The sequence below is a fragment of the Streptosporangium sp. NPDC053982 genome, assembly GCF_055585205.1.
The window spans coordinates 182,366-206,744 of the sequence record NZ_JBVJKQ010000010.1 but is presented as its reverse complement, the minus strand read 5'-3'; the positions used below and the strand labels follow the sequence as shown (position 1 = coordinate 206,744).

The 24,379-nt window shown below is 72.7% G+C and carries 18 protein-coding genes; 10 read left to right on the top strand and 8 right to left on the bottom strand.

All coding sequences use genetic code 11. From position 1 onward, the window contains the following. The first annotated feature begins 208 nt into the window (after positions 1-208). From ACZ6W9_RS19955 to ACZ6W9_RS19930, 6 genes are all read left to right on the top strand, one after another. Positions 209-1,054, top strand: a complete 846-nt coding sequence (locus ACZ6W9_RS19955) for a carbohydrate ABC transporter permease (RefSeq protein WP_389970793.1) — start codon at positions 209-211, stop codon at positions 1,052-1,054. Then, the gene (locus ACZ6W9_RS19950) at positions 1,051-1,995 is read left to right on the top strand and encodes a carbohydrate ABC transporter permease (protein ID WP_389970796.1); all 945 of its coding nucleotides are present in this window, start codon (positions 1,051-1,053) and stop codon (positions 1,993-1,995) included. Before ACZ6W9_RS19955 ends, ACZ6W9_RS19950 begins: the two co-directional genes overlap by 4 nt. Then, positions 1,992-3,077, top strand: a complete 1,086-nt coding sequence (locus tag ACZ6W9_RS19945) for an ABC transporter ATP-binding protein (RefSeq protein WP_389970799.1) — start codon at positions 1,992-1,994, stop codon at positions 3,075-3,077. Before ACZ6W9_RS19950 ends, ACZ6W9_RS19945 begins: the two co-directional genes overlap by 4 nt. After that, positions 3,074-4,282: a CehA/McbA family metallohydrolase gene (locus ACZ6W9_RS19940; RefSeq protein ID WP_389970802.1), complete on the top strand. Its 1,209-nt coding sequence runs from the start codon at positions 3,074-3,076 to the stop codon at positions 4,280-4,282. Before ACZ6W9_RS19945 ends, ACZ6W9_RS19940 begins: the two co-directional genes overlap by 4 nt. Then, a complete protein-coding gene (locus ACZ6W9_RS19935; protein WP_470119108.1) occupies positions 4,282-5,361 on the top strand; it encodes a Gfo/Idh/MocA family protein in 1,080 nt (359 codons plus the stop codon). Before ACZ6W9_RS19940 ends, ACZ6W9_RS19935 begins: the two co-directional genes overlap by 1 nt. A gap of 87 nt (positions 5,362-5,448) precedes the next feature. Continuing rightward, positions 5,449-8,331, top strand: coding sequence for a glycoside hydrolase family 38 N-terminal domain-containing protein (locus tag ACZ6W9_RS19930; protein WP_470118985.1), 2,883 nt, complete (start codon positions 5,449-5,451; stop codon positions 8,329-8,331). A gap of 118 nt (positions 8,332-8,449) precedes the next feature. Here ACZ6W9_RS19930 and ACZ6W9_RS19925 read toward each other — a convergent pair whose 3' ends face one another. Continuing rightward, positions 8,450-8,659: a ubiquitin-like protein Pup gene (locus ACZ6W9_RS19925; protein ID WP_179828145.1), complete on the bottom strand. Its 210-nt coding sequence runs from the start codon at positions 8,657-8,659 to the stop codon at positions 8,450-8,452. 747 nt (positions 8,660-9,406) lie between these two features. Between ACZ6W9_RS19925 and ACZ6W9_RS19920 the strand changes: the two genes are divergently transcribed. Continuing rightward, on the top strand, positions 9,407-10,201 hold the full coding sequence (locus ACZ6W9_RS19920; RefSeq protein WP_389970808.1) for a serine/threonine-protein kinase: 795 nt from the start codon (positions 9,407-9,409) through the stop codon (positions 10,199-10,201). A gap of 123 nt (positions 10,202-10,324) precedes the next feature. On the opposite strand, the gene dop is transcribed toward ACZ6W9_RS19920, so the two are convergent. The 4 genes from dop to ACZ6W9_RS19900 form a co-directional block, all read right to left on the bottom strand. Further along, positions 10,325-11,842 carry a depupylase/deamidase Dop gene (gene dop, locus ACZ6W9_RS19915; RefSeq protein ID WP_362937276.1) on the bottom strand — a complete coding sequence of 506 codons (1,518 nt, stop codon included), beginning with the start codon at positions 11,840-11,842 and terminating at the stop codon, positions 10,325-10,327. 86 nt (positions 11,843-11,928) lie between these two features. Then, positions 11,929-13,179, bottom strand: coding sequence for an acyltransferase family protein (locus tag ACZ6W9_RS19910; RefSeq protein WP_389970812.1), 1,251 nt, complete (start codon positions 13,177-13,179; stop codon positions 11,929-11,931). 192 nt (positions 13,180-13,371) lie between these two features. Then, positions 13,372-15,135 carry a proteasome ATPase gene (arc, locus tag ACZ6W9_RS19905; protein ID WP_362937270.1) on the bottom strand — a complete coding sequence of 588 codons (1,764 nt, stop codon included), beginning with the start codon at positions 15,133-15,135 and terminating at the stop codon, positions 13,372-13,374. 206 nt (positions 15,136-15,341) lie between these two features. Then, a complete protein-coding gene (locus ACZ6W9_RS19900) occupies positions 15,342-16,208 on the bottom strand; it encodes a tRNA (adenine-N1)-methyltransferase (RefSeq protein ID WP_362937267.1) in 867 nt (288 codons plus the stop codon). Positions 16,209-16,323: 115 nt separating this feature from the next. On the opposite strand from ACZ6W9_RS19900, the gene ACZ6W9_RS19895 reads away from it, so the two are divergent. Continuing rightward, complete coding sequence (locus ACZ6W9_RS19895; protein WP_470118981.1) at positions 16,324-17,430, top strand: GNAT family N-acetyltransferase; 1,107 nt, start codon at positions 16,324-16,326, stop codon at positions 17,428-17,430. A 98-nt stretch (positions 17,431-17,528) separates the two neighbouring features. Here ACZ6W9_RS19895 and ACZ6W9_RS19890 read toward each other — a convergent pair whose 3' ends face one another. Further along, positions 17,529-18,860: an FHA domain-containing protein gene (locus ACZ6W9_RS19890; RefSeq protein ID WP_389970819.1), complete on the bottom strand. Its 1,332-nt coding sequence runs from the start codon at positions 18,858-18,860 to the stop codon at positions 17,529-17,531. A 229-nt stretch (positions 18,861-19,089) separates the two neighbouring features. Next, entirely contained in the window at positions 19,090-20,181 is a 1,092-nt protein-coding gene (locus tag ACZ6W9_RS19885) for a site-2 protease family protein (protein ID WP_389970874.1), read from the bottom strand. Positions 20,182-20,351: 170 nt separating this feature from the next. Between ACZ6W9_RS19885 and ACZ6W9_RS19880 the strand changes: the two genes are divergently transcribed. Beyond that, positions 20,352-21,221 (top strand): RecB family exonuclease, encoded by an 870-nt coding sequence (locus ACZ6W9_RS19880; protein ID WP_389970822.1) that lies wholly within the window; start codon positions 20,352-20,354, stop codon positions 21,219-21,221. 14 nt (positions 21,222-21,235) lie between these two features. Here ACZ6W9_RS19880 and ACZ6W9_RS19875 read toward each other — a convergent pair whose 3' ends face one another. Beyond that, a complete protein-coding gene (locus ACZ6W9_RS19875) occupies positions 21,236-23,125 on the bottom strand; it encodes an ABC transporter substrate-binding protein (protein ID WP_389970825.1) in 1,890 nt (629 codons plus the stop codon). 261 nt (positions 23,126-23,386) lie between these two features. Here ACZ6W9_RS19875 and ACZ6W9_RS19870 point away from each other — a divergent pair. After that, the coding region (locus ACZ6W9_RS19870) for a trypsin-like serine protease (protein WP_470118978.1) at positions 23,387-24,379 on the top strand (993 nt) is incomplete at its 3' end.

Below are 24,379 nucleotides of genomic sequence, written 5' to 3'. Positions count from 1 at the left end.
TGGACTGAGGAACGCAGCCGCGGAGCGGCGGAGTGACGAGGGAAGGCACCGGACCAAGAGCCCCGAGCCGCGACGCGCCAGCGTCGCCATGAACAGGGAGCGGAGCGACGGAGTGACGAGGGAAGACACCGGCTCAAGAGCCCCCGAGCCGCGACGCGCCAGCGTCGCCATGAGTACAGACGCGGCAGGCCTCGGGCGGACACGGGCGGTGGCGTTCGCGTCGCCCGCTCTCGTGCTCATCGGCGTCTTCCTGGTCTTCCCCGCCCTGTGGACCATCTACCTGGGCCTCACCGACTACCGGCTGACCGGCCTGGCGGCGGCCGACCCCCAGGTGGTGGGGACCGGCAACTACACCGCCGCGCTCGGCGACGAGCGGTTCCGCAACTCCTTCTGGCTGACGGCGCAGTACGTCCTCGGCTCGGCGGTCATCGGGCAGGCGGGGCTCGGCTTCACCCTGGCGTGGACGCTGCGCGGCCGGCGCGGAGCCGTACGGCGGGTCGTCGAGGGGCTGGTACTGCTGTCGTGGATCCTGCCGGGTTCGGTGGTGGCGTTCCTGTGGATCGCGCTGCTGGACCGCGACGGCGGGACCCTCAACGCCCTGCTGGGCACCCCCGGCGCCGCCTGGCTGCTCGACCACCCCATGCTGTCGATCATCGTGTTCAACACCTGGCGGGGCACCGCGTTCTCGATGATGCTCTACTCGGCGGCGCTGGAGAACGTGCCCGTCTCCCACCTGGAGACCGCCCGCCTGGCCGGCGCCTCCACCCTCCAGCAGCTCCGCGACGTGGTGCTGCCGCAGATCAGGGGACACGTGCTGACCAACGTGCTGCTGACGAGCCTGTGGACGTTCAACGACTTCACACCGTTCCTGATCACCGCGGGCGGCCCCGAGGGGCGGTCGGAGATCCTGCCGTTCTACGTCTACAACACCGCGCTGCGCGGCGGGCAGCTCGGCTTCGGCGCCGCCGTGTCCTTCCTCATCCTGCTGATCAATCTCGTCTTCGCCCTGGCCTACCTGCGCCTGCTGCGCAACCGCCGGGAGGTGGCCGCATGACCCCCGACCCCGCCGCGGACCCCGCGATCCGCCCCGAACCCGCCGCATCCGCACAGCAGGCGCCCGCACGGCAGGCACCCCCACAGCAGATGTCCGCACGTCAGGCACCCGCCCGGCGCTCCCCCGTACGGCACGCGCTCGGCCGGATCGCCTCCGCCGCCTTCCTCGCGCTCGCCGCCGCCTTCTTCGCGCTGCCGATGCTCTGGCTCGCCTCGGCGCCGTTCGACGCCCACCCCTCCGTCACGGTGTCGGTGCCGGAGTTCACGCTGGCCAACTTCCGCGCCATCCTCGACAACCCCTACGCGGCGGGCTCCATCGTCAACTCCGTCATCCAGGCCGGCGGCGCGGCCGTCCTGGTGGTCGTCCTGGCCGCGCTGGCGGCCTACGCCCTGTCCCGGGTCCGGGTGCCCGGCCGCGACGTCCTGCTGTACGTGCTGCTGCTCCTGTCGTCGGTCGTCACCGGCACCGCCGCGATGGTGCCGATCTTCGAGCTGGCCACCCGGCTCGGCCTGGTCGACACCCACCTGGGCGTGATCCTCGTCGTCTCCGGCGGCCTGCTCCCCGCGGCGATCTTCATCCTCAAGGACTTCATGGACGCCACCCCCACCTCCTACGAGGAGTCGGCGCGGGTCTTCGGCGCCTCGCCGGCGCAGATCCTGCGCCACATCGTGGTCCCCCTCGTCCGGCCCGGCCTGGCGACGGTGGCGGTGTGGGCGGTGGCCAGCGTGTGGGGCGGCTTCCTGATGCAGTACATCCTGCTGCGCGACCCGGGTAAATCCCCCAGCGCGGTCGTGCTGTTCACCCTCTACACCGAGGGCGGGCAACCCGACCTGCCGTTGATCTCGACGTTCTCCCTGCTCTACTCACTGCCGGTGGTACTGATGTACCTGTTCGTGAGCAGCAGGTACGGCTTCCGCTTCCATGGAGGGATCAAGCAGTGATCTCCGTGCACGGCCTGACCAAGGTGTTCCCCGGCGGCGTCCGGGCACTCGACTCCCTCGATCTGGAGATCGCCGAGGGCGAGTTCTTCGCGCTCCTGGGACCGTCCGGCTGCGGCAAGACCACGCTGCTGCGGACCATCGCCGGCCTGGAGACCCCCACCTCCGGGAGCGTCGTCATCGGCGGGACCGACGTGACCGCGCTGCCGCCCGGCCGCCGCGACGTCGCCATGGTCTTCCAGGACTACGCCCTGTTCCCCCACATGGACGTCACCGACAACATCGCCTACCCGCTGCGGATCAGAAAGGTCCCCCGCGCCCGCCGCCGGGCCAGGGCCGCCGAGGTCGCCGACCGGCTGAGCCTCACCGGGCTGCTGGGCAGGCGCCCCGGGCAGCTGTCGGGCGGCCAGCAGCAGCGGGTGGCGCTCGCCCGGGCCATCGCCTGCCGCCCGCGGGCGTTCCTGTTCGACGAGCCGCTGTCCAACCTCGACGCCCGGCTCCGTCTGGAGGCCCGCACCTTCCTCAAGCGCCTGCAGGACGAGCTCGGCGTCACCACCGTTTTCGTCACCCACGACCAGGGCGAGGCGCTCGCCCTGGCCCACCGGATCGCGGTCATGGACGCGGGCCGGATCGCCCAGGTCGGCACCCCCGCCGAGGTGTTCCACCGTCCCGCCACCACCTTCGTCGCCTCCTTCATCGGCTCCACCCCGATGAACCTGCTGCCCGGACGGATCGGCGACGGCGGCGCGCTGCACGTGGCGGGCGCCGTACTGCCGGCCCCCCAGGACGCGCCCGGCGGCGAACCCAGTGAAAACGTCGGAGACGCCGGGGAGATCGTGTACGGCGTGCGCCCGGAGTACACCGACCTGTCCACCACGCGGCGCGACGACGGGTTCGCCGGCGAGGTCGCCGTCCTGGAGAACCTCGGCACCGCCACCCTCGTCACCCTTGAGAGCCCCGGCCACCTCGTCCAGGCCGTCGTCCCCGAGGGCCGCGAACCCGCCCTCGGCACGACCGCCTGGGCGGTCCCCCGGCCGGGCCGCGCCCTGCTCTACCGCGACGACGTCCTGGTCGGCCGGGCATGAGGGCGCTGCGCCTGACCGGCCGCTGGAGCCTTGCGGACCGGGTCACCGGCCCGGTCCGCGGCGTGCCGTTCGAACTGCCCCCCGGCGCCCGCGCCTTCACCGTCCGTCTGGCCTACGACCGCTCCGCCGGCGTGCTGGACCTCGGCTGCGAGGGCCCGGCCGGGTTCCGCGGCTGGTCCGGCGGCGCCCGCTCGGAGTACACCGTCGCCCCCGGCTGGGCCACCCCGGGCTACCTGCCCGGCGAACCCGAACCCGGCCGCTGGCACGTCCTGCTCGGCCTGTACCGTGTCCCGCCGGACGGCCTGCCGTACGAGATCACGGTCATCCCGCACCTCGCCCCGCCCGCAGCGCCGCCCGCCCGCACCGGCCTGCGGCCCCCGCCGCCGCCACCGCGCGCCCCCGCCGCCGTCCGCCGCGACCTGCCCGGCCTCGGGGACCTGCGCTGGCTCGCCGGCGACCTGCACGCCCACACCGTCCACTCCGACGGCTCACTCGGCGTCTCCGAGCTCGCCTGCCTGGCCGCCGACCGCGGCCTGGACTTCCTCGCCGTCACCGACCACAACACCGTCAGCCACCACGCGGAACTGCCCGCCGCCGCGACCTACGCCGCGATCACCCTGATCCCCGGCCAGGAGGTCACCACCGACCTCGGCCACGCCAACGCCTTCGGCGACGTCGGCTGGATCGACTTCCGCGAACCCCCCGACCGGTGGGCCGAGACGGTCCGCGAACGCGGCGGAATCATGTCCGTCAACCACCCCGTGGCCGTCGACTGCGCCTGGCGCCACCCCATGCGCACCCCTCCCCCGGCCGTGGAGGTGTGGCACTGGAGCTGGTGGGACCGCACCTGGGGAGCGCCGCTGGCCTGGACGCAGGCGTGGTCGCCCGGCGCGGTGCTGGTCGGCGGCAGCGACTACCACCGGCCCGAGGAGGGCCACCCCCTCGGCGACCCCACCACCTGGGTGCTGGGCCGCGACCCCCTGGACGGACTCCGCCAGGGCGTCACCGCCGTCTCCGCCACCCCCGACGGCCCCCTGCTGCTGCGCCACGGCGACGACTTCCTCATCGTCGGCGGCGACGGGCTCGTCCTGTGGGGACCGGGCACCCGGCGCGTCGTCCTCGGCGACCGGGTCGTCCTGCCCGCCCGGCCCGGCCCGCACCGCCTGGAGACGTACCGCAACGAGGTGATGGCGCTGTGCACGTGATGAGGGCCGCGCTCGCCGGGCTCGGCGTCGCCGCCCAGGTGATCTACCTGCCGCTGCTGGCCAGGCGGCGGGACCTGTTCGAGGTGACCGACGTGTGCGACCTCGACCCGGCCCGCGCCGAGGCCGCCGGCCGTCTCACCGGCGCCCGCCCGCACACCGACCCCCTGGAGATGCTCGGCCGCGGCGGCTTCGACGCGCTGGTCGTGCTCACCGCAGGCTCCCACGGCGCCCTCGTCGCCGCCGCCCTGGAGGCCGGCTTCGCCGTACTGTGCGAGAAACCCCTCGCCTACAGCCGCGCCGAAGCCGAGGCGCTGCGGGCCGGACCGCTGCGCGCCGGCGAACGGCTCATGGTCGGCTACATGAAACAGTACGACCCCGCCGTACGGCGTGCCGCCGCCCTGCTGGCCGGCCGGGCCGTACGGCACCTCGACGTCACCGTCCTGCACCCCGCCGACGAGGCCCAGCTCGCCTTCGCCCGCGTGCGGCCCTCCCACCCGGCCCCCGAGGCCCTCGCGCCCTGGCTGCGGGCCGACTCCGCGGCCCTGGACGCGGCGCTCGGCCCGGACGCCCCGGAGGCGGTCCGGTCCCTCTACGCCGGCGTGGTGCTCGGCAGCCTCTGCCACGACCTGGCGCTGCTGCGGACGTTCGGCGGCCCGCCCGCCACCGTCGACCACGCCGCCGCCTGGGACGGCCCCTCCCTGGAGGCCGGCGGAGCCCTGCCCCGGGGCCGCTACGGCCTGCGCTGGCACTACCTGCCCGGCCACCCCGCCTACCGGGAGACCGTCAGCGTCCACCACGAGGACGGCACGCTGGAGCTGGTCTTCCCCTCCCCCTACCTGATGAACGCCCCCACGGTCCTGACCTCCTCCTCCCTGGACGGGACCACCGAGATCAGGACCGTCCACCGCGACGTGTCCGAGGCGTTCGAACTCCAGCTGGAGGCGTTCCACGCCTTCGTCACCCGGGGCACGCCCCCGCTCACCGGCCTCGACGGCGCCCTCGCCGACATCGTCGCCGCCCAGCAGATCATCCGGGCGGTCGCCGGGCCGTCCATCGGAGGTGAGGCACATGACGCCTGACATCACGACCACGCGTGAGACGTCCGCGGGCAGGACACGCGACACCTGGAACCACGACCACCCGGAAGCCGCAGGGAGGTGGGGGGCGTGACCCCTGAGACCACCGGCACGCCCGGCATCGTGGTCGTCCCGCACACCCACTGGGACCGCGAGTGGTACCTCCCGTTCCAGCGCTTCCGGCTCGGCCTGGTCCGCCTGCTGGACGAGGTCCTCGACACCATGGCCGCCGACCCCGCCTACCGGTTCACCATGGACGGCCAGCTCGCCGCCCTGGAGGACTACCTGGAGATCCGCCCCGAACGGCTCGGCGAGATACGGCGGCTGGTCACCGAGGGCCGCTTCGCCGCCGGACCCTGGCTCATCCTCGCCGACGAGTTCCTCTGCTCCGGCGAGACCCTCATCCGCAACCTGGAGTACGGCATGCGCGGCGCCGGGGAACTCGGCGGCGCCATGCGCGTCGGCTACCTCCCCGACCAGTTCGGCCACTGCGCCCAGATGCCGCAGATCCTCCGCCAGGCCAGCCTCGAGCACGCCTGCCTGTGGCGCGGGGTGCCCGCCTCCGTCGGCCGCGACGCCTTCGCCTGGACCGGCGCCGACGGCACCGCCGTCCGCACCCAGTACCTCCCCGGCGGATACGGCAACGCCGTCGCCCTGTTCACCGGCCCGGCCGACGGCCTCACCGGCCGGCTGGACGCCTTCGCCGAGACCATGCGGCCCTGGCACCCCGACGGCCCGCTGCTGGCCATGTACGGCGCCGACCACAGCGCGCCGGCCGCCGGCATCACCGCCGCCGGGCTGCGCCTGGCCACCCTGGAGGAGTACGTCACCGCCCACGACCCCGGCACCGCCGGACTGCCCGTCGTCCACGGCGAGCTGCGCTCCCACGCCCGCGCCAACATCCTGCCGGGCGTCGTCTCCGCCCGGATGCCCGCGAAAAGACTCATGGCCCGCGCCGAGCGCGTCGTCGCCCGCTACGCCGAGCCGCTCGCCGCGCTCTGGCTGCCCGGCGGCACCGCCGCCGCCAAGCTGCTCGACCTGGCCTGGCGCCGCCTCATCGCCTGCAGCGGCCACGACTCCATCACCGGCTGCGGCGCCGACGAGACGGCCCAGCAGGTCGCCGCCCGCATCGCCGAGGCCGGGCAGATCGGCCAGGCCGTCGTCGACCTGGTCGCCTCCTCCCTCGCCGCCGGCGCGGCCCGCGACGCCGTCGTGGTCGTCAACCCCTCCCCCTTCCGGCGCACCGGCCTCGTCCTGGCCGACGTGCCCGAGTCCCACCCGGTCCTGACCGCCCCCGGCGGGGCCCGCGTGCCGGCGCAGCGGCTGGAGCTGGCCCCGACCCTCCTCGACGAGACCGTCATGGACGACCTCACACTGCTTCTCGGCCGGGTCCATGACCGGGAACTGTTCGGCCGGCTGATCGTCTCGTGGTCCGCGGAGTGTCCGGAGAGGGACGGAGAGACCCCCGAGGGGATCTTCACCGTCGTCGTGGCCCGCGCCCCCGCCACCGGCTACGAATACACCGACCTGCGCGCGGCGGTCCTGGACGCCGCCACCGCGCGGCCGGGACCGTGGCGGGTGCGCATCGTCGCCGAACCCGTCGTCACCGTCGCCGCGCTGGTCACCGTCGAGGCGTTCGGCCGTACGGTGCTCACCCCCGCCGGGATCCCCGGCATGGAGGACCCGGCCGTGGAGGATCCGGTGGCCGAGGCCGCCCCCACCGGAACCGGGGCCACGGAGGGTCCGGTGTCCGGGATCGTCCCCACCGGAGCCGGGCCCGCGGAGGAGCGATCCGCCGAAGACCGGCTCACGGACGAGAAAGCCGAGGGAGCCTCCCCTCGGGGAAGCGAGCCGCCCCCCGCCGAGGGCGTCCTCGGCAACGGCCTGCTGCGCGTCGCCGTCGCCCCAGACGGCACCCTGTCACTGCGATCCGCCGGCGCCGAGATACACGGGGTGGGCCGCATCGTGGACGGCGGCGACGCCGGAGACACCTACAACCACGCCCCGCCCCGCCACGACCTCCTCGTCGACGCCCCGCTCCATGTGGAGGTCGAGACCCTCCACACCGGGCCGCTGACGTCGGTGCTGGAGATCCGCCGCGAGTACGCCTGGCCCGCGCACGAGGAGGGTGACGGGCGCTCCGCCGCCCGCGAGAACGTCACCGTCACCACCAGGGCCGAACTACGGGCCGGCGAGCCGTACCTGCGGCTGGAGATCTCCTTCGACAACCGCAGCCGCGACCACCGGGTCCGCTGGCACGCGCCGCTGCGGCCCGGAACCGGCGAGTCCTCCGCCGAAGGACAGCTGTCGGTGACGCGCCGGGGGACGACCGCCGAGGGCGGCTGCGGCGAGGAGCCGCTGCCCACCTTCCCCGCCGAGGGATTCGTCGCCGCGGGCGGCCTGGCGGTCCTGCTGGACCAGGTGACCGAGTACGAGCTGACCGGCGGGGAACTGGCGCTCACCCTGCTGCGATCGGTGGGGTTCCTGTCGCGCAACCGCAACGCCTACCGCGACGAGCCCGCCGGCCCCCAGATCGCCACCCCCGACGCCCAGTGCCCGGGGCCGGCCACGATGCGCTTCGCCGTACTGCCCTGTCCCGGCTCTTGGCACGAGGCGGGCCTGCCGCGGCTGGCCGAGGAGTATCGGCACGATCTGCTGACGGTGCCCGGCGACAGCCCGTCCATCGGCCCGGTCGCGCGGACGGAGGTGGCCCGGGACGGAACGGGCGCGCGACTGGAGGTCGAGGGTGCCGGCGTGGTACTCACCGCTCTACGCGAGCGGAACGGCGCGCTGGAGGCCCGCCTCGTCGCCGAGCATCCCCACGGCACCGAGGCCGTCATCCGGGGCACGTTCACCGCCGCCCGCCGCGCGGACCTACTCGGGGTGCCGGGTGAGCGACTGGAGACGGAGGGCGGGGAGGTGCGGCTGCCGCTGCGCCCCTTCGAGATCGCGACGGTGCACCTCATCCCATGAACGGCGGGGCGGCCCCGTCACCCGCTGAGCGGCGGGACGGGCTCGTCCCGGCCGCCCGTACGCCGGAGTCGGCCGGGACGGGCTCCCGTCCCGGCCCCGGGAACGAGGGTGACCCCGGCTATTCCCCGCCCTTCTGGATGTACGACCTGACGAACTCCTCGGCGTTCTCCTCCAGGACCTCGTCGATCTCGTCGAGGATCGCGTCGACGTCGTCCGAAAGCTTCTCGTTGCGCTCCTGGACGTCGGAGGTGTCGACCGAGGTGGTCTCCTCCGCTTCCCGTTCGGTCCGGCCGGTCTGCTTCTGGCCGCCGGTGTCCTTGCTAGCCATCTGTGGCACCTCCGCCTGGGGGACGCTTGTGATTCCTATCTTCCCCGAAGCGACTGACATTGCGCGCGGATCGCCCCCCGATCTTTGTCCGGGGTCCACGCCTGCCGTCCAGGGGTTGTAGTCCGTCCAGAAAACCCCTTTCGTCCCCTTTAAAGCAAATATCCCCTTTCCCCAGCCATCCCACCCCTGCCCGAACGGGAGTGTCACCCCCCGTTCGAGGAACGTTCCCGCGCCTCCCCCACACCGGACCGAGCTCGGAGCGATCGACCCTGGACGGACCCAGCCGGACCGGAGACCCTCAGTCCCGGGAAAACTACGCTCGCACAGCCCCCACTCGAAAGCCCAGATTTCCATTCTCTCGACCGGACCCCTTTACAATGTAGATTAAAGACTTGGACGAGTCTCCTGACAGCTCACGGGCCTGCCAGTCAGCCCATGGGAAACACCGCGAGGGGGCGCCGGTGTCCGGACCCGCTCGGGGGCGCCGGTGTCTGGACTGAGGAACGCAGCCGCGAGGGGGCGCCGGTGTCTGGACTGAGGAGCGCAGCCGCGGAGCGGCGGAGTGACGAGGGAAGGCACCGGTCACCAGCCCCCGAGCCGCGACGCGCAGCGTCGCCATGAGCACAGCGGAGCGGCGGAGTGACGAGGGAAGACACCGGCTCACCAGCCCCCGAGCCGCGACGCGCAGCGTCGCCATAGGTACGGCACAGTGTCGCCATTAACAGAGAAGACTGCGATCATTGACCGGTGAGCACCATCGTCGACAACCGGTATGAACTCGTCTCACCCGTCGGCCGAGGAGCGACAGGGGTCGTCTGGCGGGCCTATGACATGCTTCTGGACCGCGAGGTGGCGCTCAAGGAGATCCCCCTGCCCCCGGGACCGGAGGCGGTCGACCGGCGGCGCCGGGTGGTGCGCGAGGCGCGGATGGCGGCCCGGCTGAGCCACCGGGGCATCGTGACGGTGCACAACCTGGCCGAGGAGGCCGAGCGGCTCTGGATCGTCATGGAGTTCCTGGAGGCGCTGACCCTGCACGACACCCTGGTGCAGGCCGGACCGCTGCCGGCGGACCTGGTGGCGGCGATGGGGGGCCGTCTGCTGGACGCGCTGCGGCACGCGCACGACGGCGGGGTGATCCACCGGGACATCAAGCCCGCCAACATCATGCTGACGGGCGACCGGGTGGTGCTGGCCGACTTCGGGTTCGCCGCGCCGGAGGGGGCGGCGAGCCGCTCGATGCGGGGCACGCCGGCGTTCCTGGCGCCGGAGGCCCTGCACGGGCGGGGCGGTACCCGTGAGGCGGACATGTGGTCGTTCGGGGCGACGCTGTACATGGCGGTGGAGGGGCAGACGCCGTTCCGCACGGTCAACTCGATGGCCGCGCTGGCGGAGGCGCTGCGCGGGCCGGCGCGGGCGCCGCGGCGGGCCGGCCCCCTGGAGCCGGTGCTGCGGGGGCTGCTGCGCAAGGATCCGCGGGCCAGGCTGAGCGCCGAGCAGGCCTCCGTCCTGCTGGCCCGCATCCGCTGCACCAGCGCGGCCTGACCGTCGCGGGCGCCGTCCCGGGCGGAGGAGGACGTCACCGCCAGCCGTACGGTCCCGGCGGAGGGGAGGACGGGCGGGAGGGCCGGGCGCGCCGCGCGGGGGCGTCCCCGCGCGGCGGCGGGCTCACCGGTCGCCGGTGAGGGCGCTGACCAGGTCGGCGGCGGTGCGGCAGCGGTCGAACAGCTCGCCCACGTGGGCCTTGGTGCCGCGCAGCGGCTCCAGGGTGGGGACGCGCTGCAGCGACTCACGGCCGGGGATGTCGAAGATGACCGAGTCCCAGGAGGCGGCGGCGATCGACTCGCTGAACTGGCTCAGGCAGCGGCCCCGGAAGTAGGCCCGGGTGTCGCTGGGCGGAGCCTCGATGGCCCGCTGGACCTCCTCCTCCGTGACCAGCCGCCGCATCCGCCCGCGGGCGACCAGCCGGTTGTACAGGCCGCGGTCGGGGCGGATGTCGGAGTACTGCAGGTCGACGAGCTGCAGCCGCGGGTGGGACCAGGGCAGGCCGTCGCGGCTGCGGTAGCCCTCCAGCAGCTCCAGCTTGGCCACCCAGTCGAGCTCGCCGGCCAGCTGCATCGGGTCCTCGGCCAGGCGGGTGAGGACCGACTCCCAGCGGTCGAGGACCTCCTTGGTGACCTCGTCGACGCCGTTGCCGCTGCGCTCCTCGGCGTACTTGCGCGCCAGCTCCAGGTACTCCATCTGGAGCTGGACGGCCGTCAGGCGGCGGCCGTCGCGCATGGCGATCTCGTATCTGAGGGTCGGGTCGTGGGAGACCGCGCGCAGCGCCTGGACGGGGTTCTCCACGGAGAGGTCACGCGTGAAGTAACCGTCCTCGATCATGGCGAGGACGAGCGCGGTGGAGCCGAGCTTGAGGTAGGTGGAGATCTCCGACATGTTGGCGTCGCCGATGATGACGTGCAGGCGCCGGTACTTGTCGGGGTCGGCGTGCGGTTCGTCGCGGGTGTTGATGATCGGCCGCTTGAGCGTGGTCTCCAGGCCCACCTCGACCTCGAAGAAGTCGGCCCGCTGGCTGATCTGGAAGCCCTCTCCGCGGGAGTCCTGGCCGATGCCGACCCGGCCGGCGCCGGTGACGACCTGGCGGGACACGAAGAAGGGCGTCAGGTGCCGGACGATGTCGGCGAACGGCGTGGCCCGCCGCATCAGGTAGTTCTCGTGGCAGCCGTAGGAGGCGCCCTTGTTGTCGGTGTTGTTCTTGTAGAGCTGGATGGGAGCGTTGGAGGGGATCGCCGAGGCGCGGACCGCGGCGTCGTGCATGACCCGCTCCCCCGCCTTGTCCCAGATCACCGCGGCTCGTGGGTTGGTGCACTCGGGAGTGGAGTATTCGGGATGGGCGTGGTCCACGTAGAGCCGGGCGCCGTTGGTGAGGATCACGTTGGCCAGGCCCAGGTCCTCGTCGGTGAGCTGACTCTGGTCGGCCATCTCACGGGACAGGTCGAAGCCCCGCGCGTCGCGGAGGGGGTTCTCCTCCTCGAAGTCCCACCGTGCCCGTCTGGCCCGGGCCGCCGAGGCGGCCAGGTAGGCGTTGACGACTTGGGACGAGGTCACCATCGCGTTGGCCCCCGGCTGTCCGGGCACGGAGATGCCGTATTCGGTCTCGATGCCCATCACCCGCCGTACCGTCATGCGCATCCTCTGTTCATCCGGGACTGTCTCCTCCGCCGTATATATCCCCGACCCTAGACCCTTCACTATGCCCGGTGGCCGGACAGTTATGGCAACGAAGCCTTTTCGCCCGCCGACCAGGGGTCCGGGCGGTGATCCGGGGGCGGGGCGGACGGCGGCGAGGCGGGGAACACGGGGGCCGCGGAGGCGACCGGCGACGCGGAGACGACCGGCGACGCGACGGGGAACGCCGGCGGGGCGGCGGGGGCCTGTGGCGCGGCGGCCCGGCGCGTCCTCGCCCTGACGAACTCCTGGACCGGCCGCTCGGCCACCCGGTAGACGAGGTAGGAGAACGCCATCGCGGCCGCGACGGTGGCCAGGGCGGTCAGCCAGGGCGGGAGGGCGTCGCGCAGGGCGGGGATGATCAGCACGGCCGCCGCGGTGTGGAACAGGTACAGGGGATAGGTGAGCGCGCCCAGCGTGACCAGGCCGCGCCATCGCAACCGGCGGAGCATGCCGAGCGCGACCAGCGCCATGAGCGCGTAGAAGCCGATGACGGTGACGGCGACGGCCCACGGGGGCACGGGCATGGCCGCGTAACCGACCAGCCCGACCCGTCCGGCCACCCGGTCCATGGCGGCGCTGACGGCCAGCCCGGCGCTGATCCCGGCCACGCACCACAGGACGAGCCGGGGGCCGAACCTGGTCATCAGGAAGAAGGCCATGCCGCCGACGAAGTACGGCGCGTACTTCGGCATCACGACGAGGTCCACCCACGCCTGGTCGCTGCCGGCGAGGAGCCCGGCCGCCAGCAGCCACACGCCCATGAAGACCAGGCACCGGCCGAACGTCACACCGACGATCACCAGGACCGAGATGAGCACGTAGAAGCGGAGCTCGGCCCACAGGGACCAGTAGACGCCGTTGGCGTCGTAGACGCCGAGGGCCCGCTGGAGCATCGTGAGGTTGACCCCGTACTCGGCGGAGCTGAGCTTGGGGTCCAGGGCGGTGGCGCCGGTCAGGCCGTAGAGGGCGGCGGTGACGGCGACGCTGACCCAGTAGGCGGGGAAGAGGCGCACCAGCCGGGAGAGGGCGAACGTGCCGAGTCCGCGGCCCCAGATGCTCATCAGGATGACGAATCCGCTGATCATGAAGAACAGCTCGACGCCGAGGATGCCGAGTCCCGAGAGGGTGGAGATCGCGGGGAAGAGCTTCGCCGGCCGCTCGCCCCACACCGAGTTGAAGGCGATGAAGTAGTGGAAGGAGAGCACCGCCATGGCGGCGACGAAACGGAGGAGGTCGAGTTCGGCGAGACGGCCGCTCCCCCGGGCCGTCCCGCGGGACCCCGCGCCGGTCACCGGGCGACCGCGCCTGAATGATCACGCACGTCGGTTGGACGGCGGCTGGACCGCCTGGGTTCCCCGTGGCGTGATCACACTTGTGTGACGGACGGTACGGCGGGGCAGGCCGTACGGGCCCGGACACGCCTCGCGGCGCGGCCCCCGCCGGGGTCGCGCCGCGAACGCGCTCGCCGTGCGCCGGTGACGGCGCTAGAGGTACTGACCGGTGTTGGCCACCGTGTCGATGGACCGGCCGGCCTCGGTGCCCTGCTTGCCCGTCACGAGGGTGCGGATGTAGACGATCCGCTCGCCCTTCTTGCCGGAGATGCGGGCCCAGTCGTCGGGGTTGGTGGTGTTGGGAAGGTCCTCGTTCTCGGAGAACTCGTCGACGCAGGCGGCCAGCAGGTGCTGGATCCGCAGGCCCTTCTGCCCGCTCTCCAGGAACTGCTTGATCGCCATCTTCTTGCTGCGGTCCACGATGTTCTGGATCATGGCGCCGGAGTTGAAATCCTTGAAGTACAGGACCTCCTTGTCGCCGTTGGCGTAGGTCACCTCGAGGAAGCGGTTCTCCTCGCTCTCGGTGTACATCCGCTCGACGACCCTCTGGATCATCGCGACGACGGTCGCCGCGCGGTCGCCGTTGTGCTCGGAGAGGTCGTCCGGGTGCAGCGGCAGTTCGTCGATGAGGTACTTGGAGAAGATGTCCTTGGCCGCCTCGGCGTCCGGCCGCTCGATCTTGATCTTGACGTCCAGGCGGCCGGGCCGCAGGATCGCCGGGTCGATCATGTCCTCGCGGTTGGACGCGCCGATCACGATCACGTTCTCCAGGCCCTCGACGCCGTCGATCTCGCTGAGGAGCTGGGGGACGATGGTGTTCTCGACGTCGGAGGAGACCCCCGAGCCTCGGGTCCGGAAGATCGAGTCCATCTCGTCGAAGAACACGATCACCGGGGTGCCCTCGGACGCCTTCTCACGGGCCCGCTGGAAGACCAGGCGGATGTGCCGCTCGGTCTCGCCGACGTACTTGTTGAGGAGCTCCGGCCCCTTGATGTTGAGGAAGAAGCTCTTGCCGGACTGCCCGGTCTTCTCGGCGACCTGCTTGGCCAGGGAGTTGGCGACGGCCTTGGCGATCAGGGTCTTGCCGCAGCCGGGCGGCCCGTACAGCAGCACGCCCTTGGGGGGGCGCAGCTTGTGCTCGCGGAACAGGTCGGCGTGCAGGTAGGGAAGCTCGATGGCGTCCCTGATCTGCTCGATCTGCCGCATGAGCCCGCCGATCTCCTCGTAGGAGATGTCGGGCACCTCCTCCAGGACGAGCTCCTCGACCTCGGACTTGGGGATGCGCTCGTAGACGTAGCCGGAGCGGGGCTCCAGCAGCAGCGAGTCGCCGGCGCGGATCGGCTGGTCGAGCAGCGACTCCGCCAGCCGCACCACCCTCTCCTCGTCGGCGTGTGAGATGACCAGCGCGCGCTGGCCGTCCTCGAGCAGCTCCTTGAGCATCACGATCTCGCCGAGGTCCTCGTATCCGAGGGCCTCCACCACGTTGAGCGCCTCGTTCAGCATGACCTCCTGGCCACGCCTGAGCGACTCGGCGTCCACCGCGGGGCTGACGTTCACCCGGAGCTTGCGGCCACCGGTGAAGACCTCCACCGTGCCGTCTTCTCTGGCCTCGAGGAAGACGCCGAACCCGGACGGCGGTTGCGCCAGCCGGTCGACCTCCTCCTTGAGCGCGACGATCTGGTCTCTGGCCTCCTTGAGGGTTGCCACCAGACGCTCGTTCTGGCCGGTGACGGCCGCGAGATTCGCCTGCACCTCATGGAGACGCTCTTCGAGGACCCTGGCCTGCCGGGGAGACTCCGTCAGCTTCCGACGCAACGCGGTGATCTCCTCCTGCAGGAAGGAGACCTGCGTTCTGAGATCAGCGACCTCCCGTTCGCGCTGCGCGGCCCGAGCCTCGGCGTCATCGCGAGCTGCCACGGCGTCACCTCCTTCCCAGTCGAGACCGACTACTCGAAACCCTACCCATCGGGGGGCTGTCAGTTACCTGGTAGAGCAGTGTTCGTATGGCTACATTAAGTATTTGGCGATTAATCCCTTATGAAGCGTTTAGTGCTTGGAAGCATAAGAACACGACGATCTGGTGTCATGTAACACGCCGATGTGCTCTCGTGGCTGAATCGTCATCATGCGGTGGAAGTCGACTCCTCGCCATACGCTCCCTTTGCCGGACGCCTGCGCCGGGGTGGTGGGGTCACCCCGTCCGCCATGCGACGGGCGGTGACGAGGAATCCGGTGTGTCCGACCATCCGATGGTCGGGCCGTACGGCGAGCCCCTCGACATGCCAGTCGCGAACCAGGGTCTCCCACGCGTGGGGCTCGGTGAAACTCCCGTGTTCGCGCAGAGTTTCCACCGTTCGCGACAACTGCGTGGTCGTCGCCACATAACAGCAGATCACGCCGCCGGGCGTGAGCGCCTTGGCCGCGGCGTCCACGCACTCCCACGGGGCGAGCATGTCGAGGATGATCCGGTCGACGTCACTCTCGTCGAGCGACTCGGCGAAGTCCCCCACCACCAGGCGCCACTGCTCCATCGGGCCGCCGTAGAACTTCTCCACGTTCTTGGTGGCCACCTCCGCGAAGTCCGCCCGCCGCTCGTAGGACGTCACCCTGCCCTCCGTTCCCACCGCGCGCAGCAGGAAACACGTCAGCGCGCCGGAGCCGACCCCCGCCTCCACGACGCGCGCGCCGGGGAAGACGTCGGCCATCGCGACGATCTGCGCCGAGTCCTTCGGGTAGATGACCGCCGCGCCGCGCGGCATGGACAGCGTGTAGTCCTGGAGCAGGTGCCGGAACGCGAGGTACTGGGTGCCGCCGGACGAACGGACCACCGACCCCTCGGGCTGCCCGATGAGGTCGCTGTGCGGGATCGCACCCTTGTGGGTGTGGAAGACCCCGTCCTCCTTCAGCGTCACCGTGTGACGCTTGTTCTTGGGGTCGGTGAGCTGAACCTGATCCCCGGCCCTGAAGGGGCCATGCCTGCGAAAACCCATGAAGGCAAGGTTATCGGCGCGCGGAGTGCCCCCGGTCCGGGACCGCGGGACCGCCGGACGCGCGGGGAGGGCCGTTCGTTCGCTCCTTTCGGGAGGAGCTGATAGCACTTGGAGGGTGTTCCCCAGAGACGTCATCCCCGCCGGTTCCCTCCTCCTGCGCGAGACGACCCCTGCCGACCTGGAGCCGATGGTCAAGGCCTGCGCCGATCCGCTGATCATCCGGTTCATCCCGAGCGTCCCGGTGCCGTACACCCTCGCCGACGCGTCCTCCTACCTGGAGGTCGCCGAGCGGACGTGGGGCAACGGCGGGGCCTCCTTCTCCGTGACGGACGCCGCCACCGGCGAGTGGCTGGGCAACATCGGCCTCAAGCCGTCCGACCCGCGCGGCAACGCCGAGGTCGGCTACCTCATCGCGCCGTGGGCGCGGGACCGCGGCGTCGCCACCGCGGCCACCCGGGCGCTGACGGAGCGGGCCTTCGCCCACGGGGTGGCGCGCGTGGAGCTGCTGGCCGACGTGGAGAACCTCGCCAGCCAGCGGGTCGCGATGGCCGCCGGCTTCGGCCGCGAGGGCGTACGGCGCGCGGCCGAGCCCCGCCGCGACGGCACCCGCGGCGACCTGGCGTCCTTCGCCCGGCTGGCCACCGACTCTGGCGAGCGGGTACGGCCGTTCCTTCCGGCCCTGCCCGGCGGCTCCCTGACCGACGGCGTCGTCCGGCTGACGCCGCTGGGCCCGGACGACGCCGACGACTACCACGCCCTGCAGAGCCTGCCGGACGTCGTGGCCCACAGCGTCCCGCCGGAGGCGCCCGACCCGGACGACAGCGAGCGGTTCTGCCGGGAGGCGGGCATGCGGTGGCTGGCCGGCGAGCGGGCCGAGCTCGCCGTACGGGACGCCGCCACCGGCGCCTTCGCCGGGCACATCCAGCTCAGCGGGGTCATCCCCCCGTTGGGCGAGGCCATGACCGGCTACAGCATGCTGCCGGAGTTCCGGGGGCGGGGGTTCGCCTCCCGGGCGGTGGACCTGCTCACGGACTGGGCGCTGACGCGCACGCCGCTGGCCCGGATCGTGGCCGGCACCTCGCCGGAGAACACCGCCTCCCAGCGTGTGCTGGAACGCGCGGGCTTCACCCGGGAGGCGCTCCTGCACGGCCGGCTGCCCGGCCCCGGAGGCACCCGTCTGGACGACCTGCTGTGGTACCGCGCCCGGACGGCCGGGGCCTGACCACCGGCCCCTGAGGACGCTTCCCGGGCCGCCTCCGTTCCTTCCGGCGCCTTCCGGTGCCTCCCCGCGCCGCTCGGCGCGGAGAGGCCTCCCGGAACCTAACGGTTGCGGTGCGACTCGTAGCGCATGGTGCGGGAGACCCCGATCCGCACGGTCGTGCCGGGCATGATCGTGACCGGCTCGTTCGGCGGGATGTCGTAGAAGTTGGGGTCGCCCGGCGGCTGGATCTGCGTGCCGTTGACCGAGCCGAGGTCGATCAGGTTGACGTCCCAGCCGTCCAGCGCCACCCGCAGGTGGCGGCGCGACACCGAGCCGTCGGGGCTGGTGACCTTCGCCGGGCGGACGGAGCCGTCGGCGACCTCCGGGGCGCGGTCGGGGTCGCGGCCGACGAGGTGGTCGGCGTCGAGGCGCAGGGTCATCCCGTCGTCGAGGAGCAGCACGCCCAGCGGCGGGCGCGGCCCCTGGTAGGGGGCGAGCGAACGCTGCACGAGGGCGATGCCGCACACCGCGCAGTACGGCACGCGCGGGTCGTTGAAGTGGTCGTTCTTGCAGTCGACCCCGTAGACGAGCGGCTGCTGCCCGGGGCCGGCCTCCGGCTCGGGGGCGGCCGGGGACGCGGGCCCCGGCTGCGGGCCGCCCTGCGCCGGCGGCTCGGGGGCGAACGGCCGCTCGCGCGGACCGGCGGGCTCGCCGCCCGCCCGCGGGGTCTCCGGAGCCTCCGGGGGCGCCGTGTCCTGCGGCGCGACGACCGGGATCGGGCCGGACCCCGGGCCCTGCTGAGCCGGGACCTGCGGCCCCGGCTCGGGCTGCCACGCCTGCTGCTCCGGCCTCGGCGGCGGGGCCGGGACCGGTGGGACGGGGTCGGGGGGCCCCATCGGGTAGGGCGCCGGAGGCGGGACCTCCGCCGCGGGCGCCTCCGCCTGGCGCGGCACGGCGTTCCGGGCCGCGGGCGGGGCTCCGGCGGCGGCCGGGTCGCACAGGATTCCGCCGCCCACGATCACGCCGCCGTCCAGCCGGGCCAGCGGGTGCGCCGGGCCGGCCTCGGGCAGGCGCAGCTCGATGCCGGTGACCGGACCGGGGACCAGCCGGTCCGACCAGGTGAGCGCGTCGCGTCCGGCGAGCCGTACCTCGCCGGCCGGACCGGTGACCGCCGCGGAGGCGGGTCCGCTGACCAGGACGGCCACCCCGTCGCCCACCGGCCCGGCGACGGCGCACGCGACGGGCTCGCCCATCATCACGGCCAGCACCTGGGCCACCCGGCGGGCCAGGGCCCGGCCGTCACCGCCGGACGCGGCGGTGTCGTTCAGCGCCCCGAGAAGGTTCGCCGCGACGTCCTCGGCCGCGTCGCACACCAGCAGCAGGCCCTCCACGCGGGCGACCAGCCCGTCGCCCGGCAGCGGGCGCACCGCCCCCAGGCCGTCCCCCCTCACCGAGCACCCCCGGCATGACGGCCTCGTCCTTCTGCGCGGGGGGAAAACGCGGCTCGTTTCTGCATTCTGTCCTCTGAGTCTCGGTGGCGGGGATGGGGCGTCCGGCCGGCCCGGGAGGGGATGCGGCGGACCGACATCGCCGATGATTCCAGGCCATAGGAAAAAGTACAGCAGACGGACCTGGGGCGGACTCCCTCCCGGCGGCCGCCGGCCGGGCCTCCGGCGCGGGTCAGACGTTGCTGAACATCCGGTTGACGTCGGAGGTGGCGAGCACACCGAAGATCGTGCCGTCGCGCTCCACCAGGAGGTACTCCCCCGACGGGGACTGGCGCATGGCGTCGATCAGGGACTCCCCCGTCAGGTCGGCGGCCAGCACCAGCGACGGTTCGAGGCTGCGCGCCAGCGAGCCCGCCGTCACCCAGGGGCGGCGGTGCTCCGGGGTGGCCTCGACCGCCGCCTCGTTGACGATGCCCGTCGGGCGGCCGTCGTGGCCGACCACGACCATCGCGCCCGCGTGGGCCTCCCCGGCCCGGCGCAGCGCCTCGGCCAGCGGCACGTCCCCGGTCACGGCGACGGCCCGGCGGGCCAGGGAACGGGCGTTCAGCTGGGGGATGCGGGCCCGCAGCCGGGCGCCCTGCAGGGCCTGGGTGGCGCCGATCCAGATGAAGCTGGCCAGCAGCACCGACCAGATGACCGTGAACCAGCTGGGGTCCTGGCCGCTCATCAGCGCCAGGCTGACCGGCACCGCGATCAGGACGACGGCCAGCACGCGGCCCGCCCAGGCCGCGGCGATCGTGCCGGAGCCGGGGCTGCGGGTCACCTTCCAGACCCCGGCGCGCAGCATGCGCCCGCCGTCGAGCGGCAGGCCGGGCAGGAGGTTGAAGATCCCGACGACCAGGTTGGCGAGCCAGAGCTGGAAGACCAGGACGCCGAGGACGGTGCCGGGGTCGATGAACATCGAGGAGGCGTAGCCGGCGGCGGCCAGGCCCAGCGACAGCAGCGGCCCGGCGAAGGCGACCATGAACTCCCTGCCGGGCGTCTCCGGTTCGCGCTCGATCTCCGAGACACCGCCGAGGAGGTAGAGGGTGACCCGCCGGACCGGCAGGCCGTACATCTTGGCGACCACGCAGTGCGACAGCTCGTGCAGCAGCACCGACACGTACAGCAGGACCGCGAAGACGAAGGAGACGACGTAGGTGAGCGGGATGCTGAGCTGCGGCAGCCGGTAGGCCACGACCTCCTGGAAGGTGAACGTGATGAACGCCGCCACCAGCAGCCAGGTCGGTGAGACGTAGACCGGGATGCCGAACGGCCGCCCCATCCGCAGCCCGGGACTCTCCTGGCGCGGGCTCTCGCTGCTCACCGCTGGCTCACCGTTCCTCGCTCGCTCGCGTCTGTTGGCCTTGATGCTACGCGCCGGCCGCTCCGGGCGCGGACGCGCGGAGCCCACCCCGGGCCCAAACTGTCGTCACCGTGACCTACAGTGCGGGCATGTCACCGACCGAGCCCACGATCATCGGAGCGCTGTCGCCGTCCCGCGCCGGCGACTTCATGACGTGCCCGCTGCTGTACCGGTTCCGAGTGGTCGACCGGCTTCCCGAGCCGCCGTCGCCCGCCGCGGTGCGCGGCACGGTCGTCCACTCGGTGCTGGAGCGCCTGTACGACCTGCCCGCGCCGGGCCGCACGGTGGCCGCGGCCCTCGACCTGCTGGAGCCGCAGTGGCGCAGGCTCCTCGAGGAGGAGCCCGCCTACGAGGGCATGTTCTCCGGGGAGCGGGAGCGGACCGAGTGGCTGGCCGGGGCCCGCGCCATGCTGGAGCGCTACTTCACCCTGGAGGACCCCACCTGCCTGGAGCCCGCCGAGCGGGAGCTGTACGTCGAGGCGGTGCTGGAGAGCGGCCTGATGCTGCGGGGCTACATCGACCGGCTGGACGTCGCGCCCACCGGCGAGGTCCGCGTGGTCGACTACAAGACCGGCAGCGCGCCGGGGCCGGCCTTCGAGGCCAAGGCGCTGTTCCAGATGAAGTTCTACGCGCTGACGCTGTGGCGGCTGCACGGGTCGGTGCCGCGCCTGCTGCAGCTGATGTACCTCGGGGGTGAGGGCGAGGTGCTGCGCTACGCCCCCGACGAGGCCGACCTGCTGGCCACCGAGCGCAAGGTGCGGGCGCTGTGGGCGGCCATCGAGCGGGCGCTGGAGACCGGCGAGTGGCGTCCCCGGCCCAGCCGGCTGTGCGACTGGTGCAACTACCGCGAGCTGTGCCCGGAGTTCGGCGGCACTCCCCCGCCGGTGCCCGAGCGGCAGCCGGGCGACACCGTGCGCAGCACCCGCCGCACGCCCAGGGCCGCCACCGACGAGCTCTGAGGGATCCGGGGGCCTCAGGTCGGCGGTTCGCCGATCTCATAGGAGATGCTGACATATGTATTGTCGGATTTATATTGATAAATCCCGATCGGCGCCTTCGCTGGGTCGCCCTTGCCGGTGAAGTCGATCGGGCCGCTCGCCCCGTCGTAGTCGATGTCCACGCCCGAGGCCAGAAGCCGGGCGCACGTGCGGAAGTCGGTGCACCGCTCGCCGCCCCCGGTGACGTCCGCCATGGCGCGGGCGATGCTCTTCGGATCGTCGCGCCCCGCGGCCACGGCGGCCAGAGCGGCGGCGATCGTCGCGTCGTAGGCCTCCGGCGCGTACCTGAAATCCGTCACCCCCGGGTCGAAGGGCGCCAGCCGCCGCCGGAAGGCGTCGGTGACCTCGGCTCCCGCCATGGTCCCCTTGACCCCGGTGAGGGTGCCTCGCGGGAGGCCGCCGCGGCCGGTGGTCCCGTAGAAGGACAGGTTGCCGTCCACGAAGTACCACCTGTGCCGGCCCGTGCCCAGCCCCTGCCTCACCAGTTCCCGCGCGATCGCGGCCGTCTCGCCGCGGCCGGCCACCACGATCGCATCCGGGGCCGAGGCCTTGATCCTCCCCACCTCGGTGGCGTAGCCCGTGTCGAAGACGTCGTAGGTCTCGGCATGAACGTGTGTGATGCCGCGGTTCGACAGCGACCTGCGGACACGCTCGCTCAACCCGCTCCCGTAGGCGTCGTTCACCGCCAGCACGCCCACCCGCCTGCCGCCGTCCGCCGCGATGAGACCCCCGAGGACGTCGCCCTGGATGGAGTCCGGCGCCACCGTGCGGAAGTACAGGCCGTCGTCGTCCACGTCGGTGAGCCGGTCGTCGGTGGCCGTGGGTGAGATCTGCACCACCCCGGCGCTTCTGATCCGGTCGATCATCTCGAGCGACATCGACGAGGTGATCGGGCCGATGACGACGTCGGACCCCTCTGAGATCAGCCGGTTCAGCGCCCGGAGGTGGAGGTCCGTGCTCGAGTCGCCCGAATCGGCCTCGATCTCGGCCACCTCCCGGCCGAACACCCCACCGGCCGCGTTGATCTCGCTGAGGGCGAGACGTACGCCCGCCGCCATCGGCCGGTTGAAGAACTGCAGGTCCCCACTCCAGGGCACCAGCACACCCAGGCGGAGCACCCCGTCGCCGCCCACGTCCGCCACCGTGGTCGAGGCGTCGGGGGCGCCGGTCCCGGCCGTGGGAACCGGCCACGAGGCCCAGGCGGCGGCCGCCGCACCGATGAGCGCCACCGCGGCGGCCCACCTCGCACGTCCGCCCTTCCGGCGCCGCCCGGGACCGGCGGCCGCGACGGGCACGACGGCCGGAGGCGGGGGCGTGAGGCCACCGGACGGGTGCGGCGGATCGATCGGTTCCGGCGGGCGGAGAGACGATTCACCGGACGGCGGCACCGGCTGTGGTATCGGCTCGGGTCCGGGCTCGGACGGCGCCGGCTCGGGGCCGGGATCGGCCGCCGGGCCGGCCCTCTCCGCCGGGGGGTCGCCCGACCGCAGCCGCCTGGCCGCTTCTCCGGCTCTCCTGCCGGCGCCGCGCACCCCGGCCATGCTCAGCAGCACGTCGCGATAGGCCGCGTCCCAGGCCCCGGGGTCGGCCAGGTCCCCGGGCAGGGAACGGCCTGATTCCCCGGCGATGCGCAGGCAGGTGTCAACAAAAACCTCAAAATGCTCTCGTTCTGGACATACAGGACGAGTTCTGCTGATCATTCCGGCGATGGTGCCGCGTTTCAGCCGCAGGGGCGGCAGGCCGTTGCGCCGCCGCGGCGTCCGGGCGCTGGCGGCCTCCATGTCGCGGACCGAGACGCCCACCGCGTCCTTCAACGCCCGAAGCCGCTCGGCGAACCCCGGCCGGGGATCCGACTCGTCACCCACCTGACCGCCCCTGAGATCCAGCCCGGCTCCCGGCTCACGTGTCCGGCGGCGCCGGACACCCCGATGATCCGGAGTATAGAGAGCTGCCTGCGGATTCATAGCCGTCCGTCCGGATTCGTCCGCCCGCATCGCCGGACACCTGCCCCAACGGCGAACGTGACGACGGCACGCGCCCTTCCACCCGGCGCCGCCCCTCCGGACGGCCGGTCATGACCCCTGTCCGCGGGGCGTCCGCAACGACAGAGAGGCAGGAACCCCTCGATGACCATCCTTCGCCCGCACGGGTCGCCGAGTCCCGGCCGCCGCCGCGGCCGGTGGCTGCTCGGGTCCGCGGCGGTCATGCTGCTCGCCGGCGTCCTGCCGGTGACGGCTCCGCCCGCGGCCCAGGCCATCACCGGCGGCACCCCGGTGCCGGACAACGACCTGACGTTCGTCGCCGAGGTCCGCAACACCGCGGTAGGCGGCCTCTGCACGGGTTCCCTCATCCACCCGAGCTGGGTGCTCACCGCGGCGCACTGCTCGGTTCCGGTCTCCGTCGGAGATCAGGCCGTGCGGGTGGGGAACAACGTTTCCGCCACCGGCGGCGAGTTCCGCAGGATCACCCGGATCCTGCGCCACCCCGCCTACAAAGGCGGCCACGACGACGTCGCACTGCTCGAACTGAGCTCCCCGGTGACGAGCGTGGCCCCGGTCCGGCTGGCCGTCCCGGCCGACGCCGGCCTATGGGACGGGGTTCAGGGCGGTCCGTTCACCCGCTACGACCAGGGCGTGGCGACGGGCTGGGGAAGGGACGGCAACGGCCTCCTGCCCACCCGGTTGCAGATGGTCGTGGTGAACATCACCCCGCCGCAGCCGGACGATCTGGGCATCAAGAGGATCATGGTGGACCGCGGGCCCTGCCAGGGCGACAGCGGCGGCCCGCTCCTGGTGTCGGTCGGCGGAGCGCCGCGACAGGCCGGAGTGCTCAAGGCCGCCAGCTGCGGGGGGATCGCCTCCTACAGCGAGGTGGGCGCCGGCGGGAACCGCGACTGGATCCTCAGCCAGGTCACCAAGCTGCCGTACGGCTTCTTCGGGGCGACGGACTGGGACCGCGACGGCCACCAGGACCTCATCGCCCGCCAGGACACGACGGGCGACCTCCTGCTCTACCCGGGACAGAGCACCCGCGGCTACAGCACCACCCAACCGGTGAGGATCGGCAACGGCTGGAACGGCTACAGCTTCTTCGGAGCGACGGACTGGGACCGCGACGGC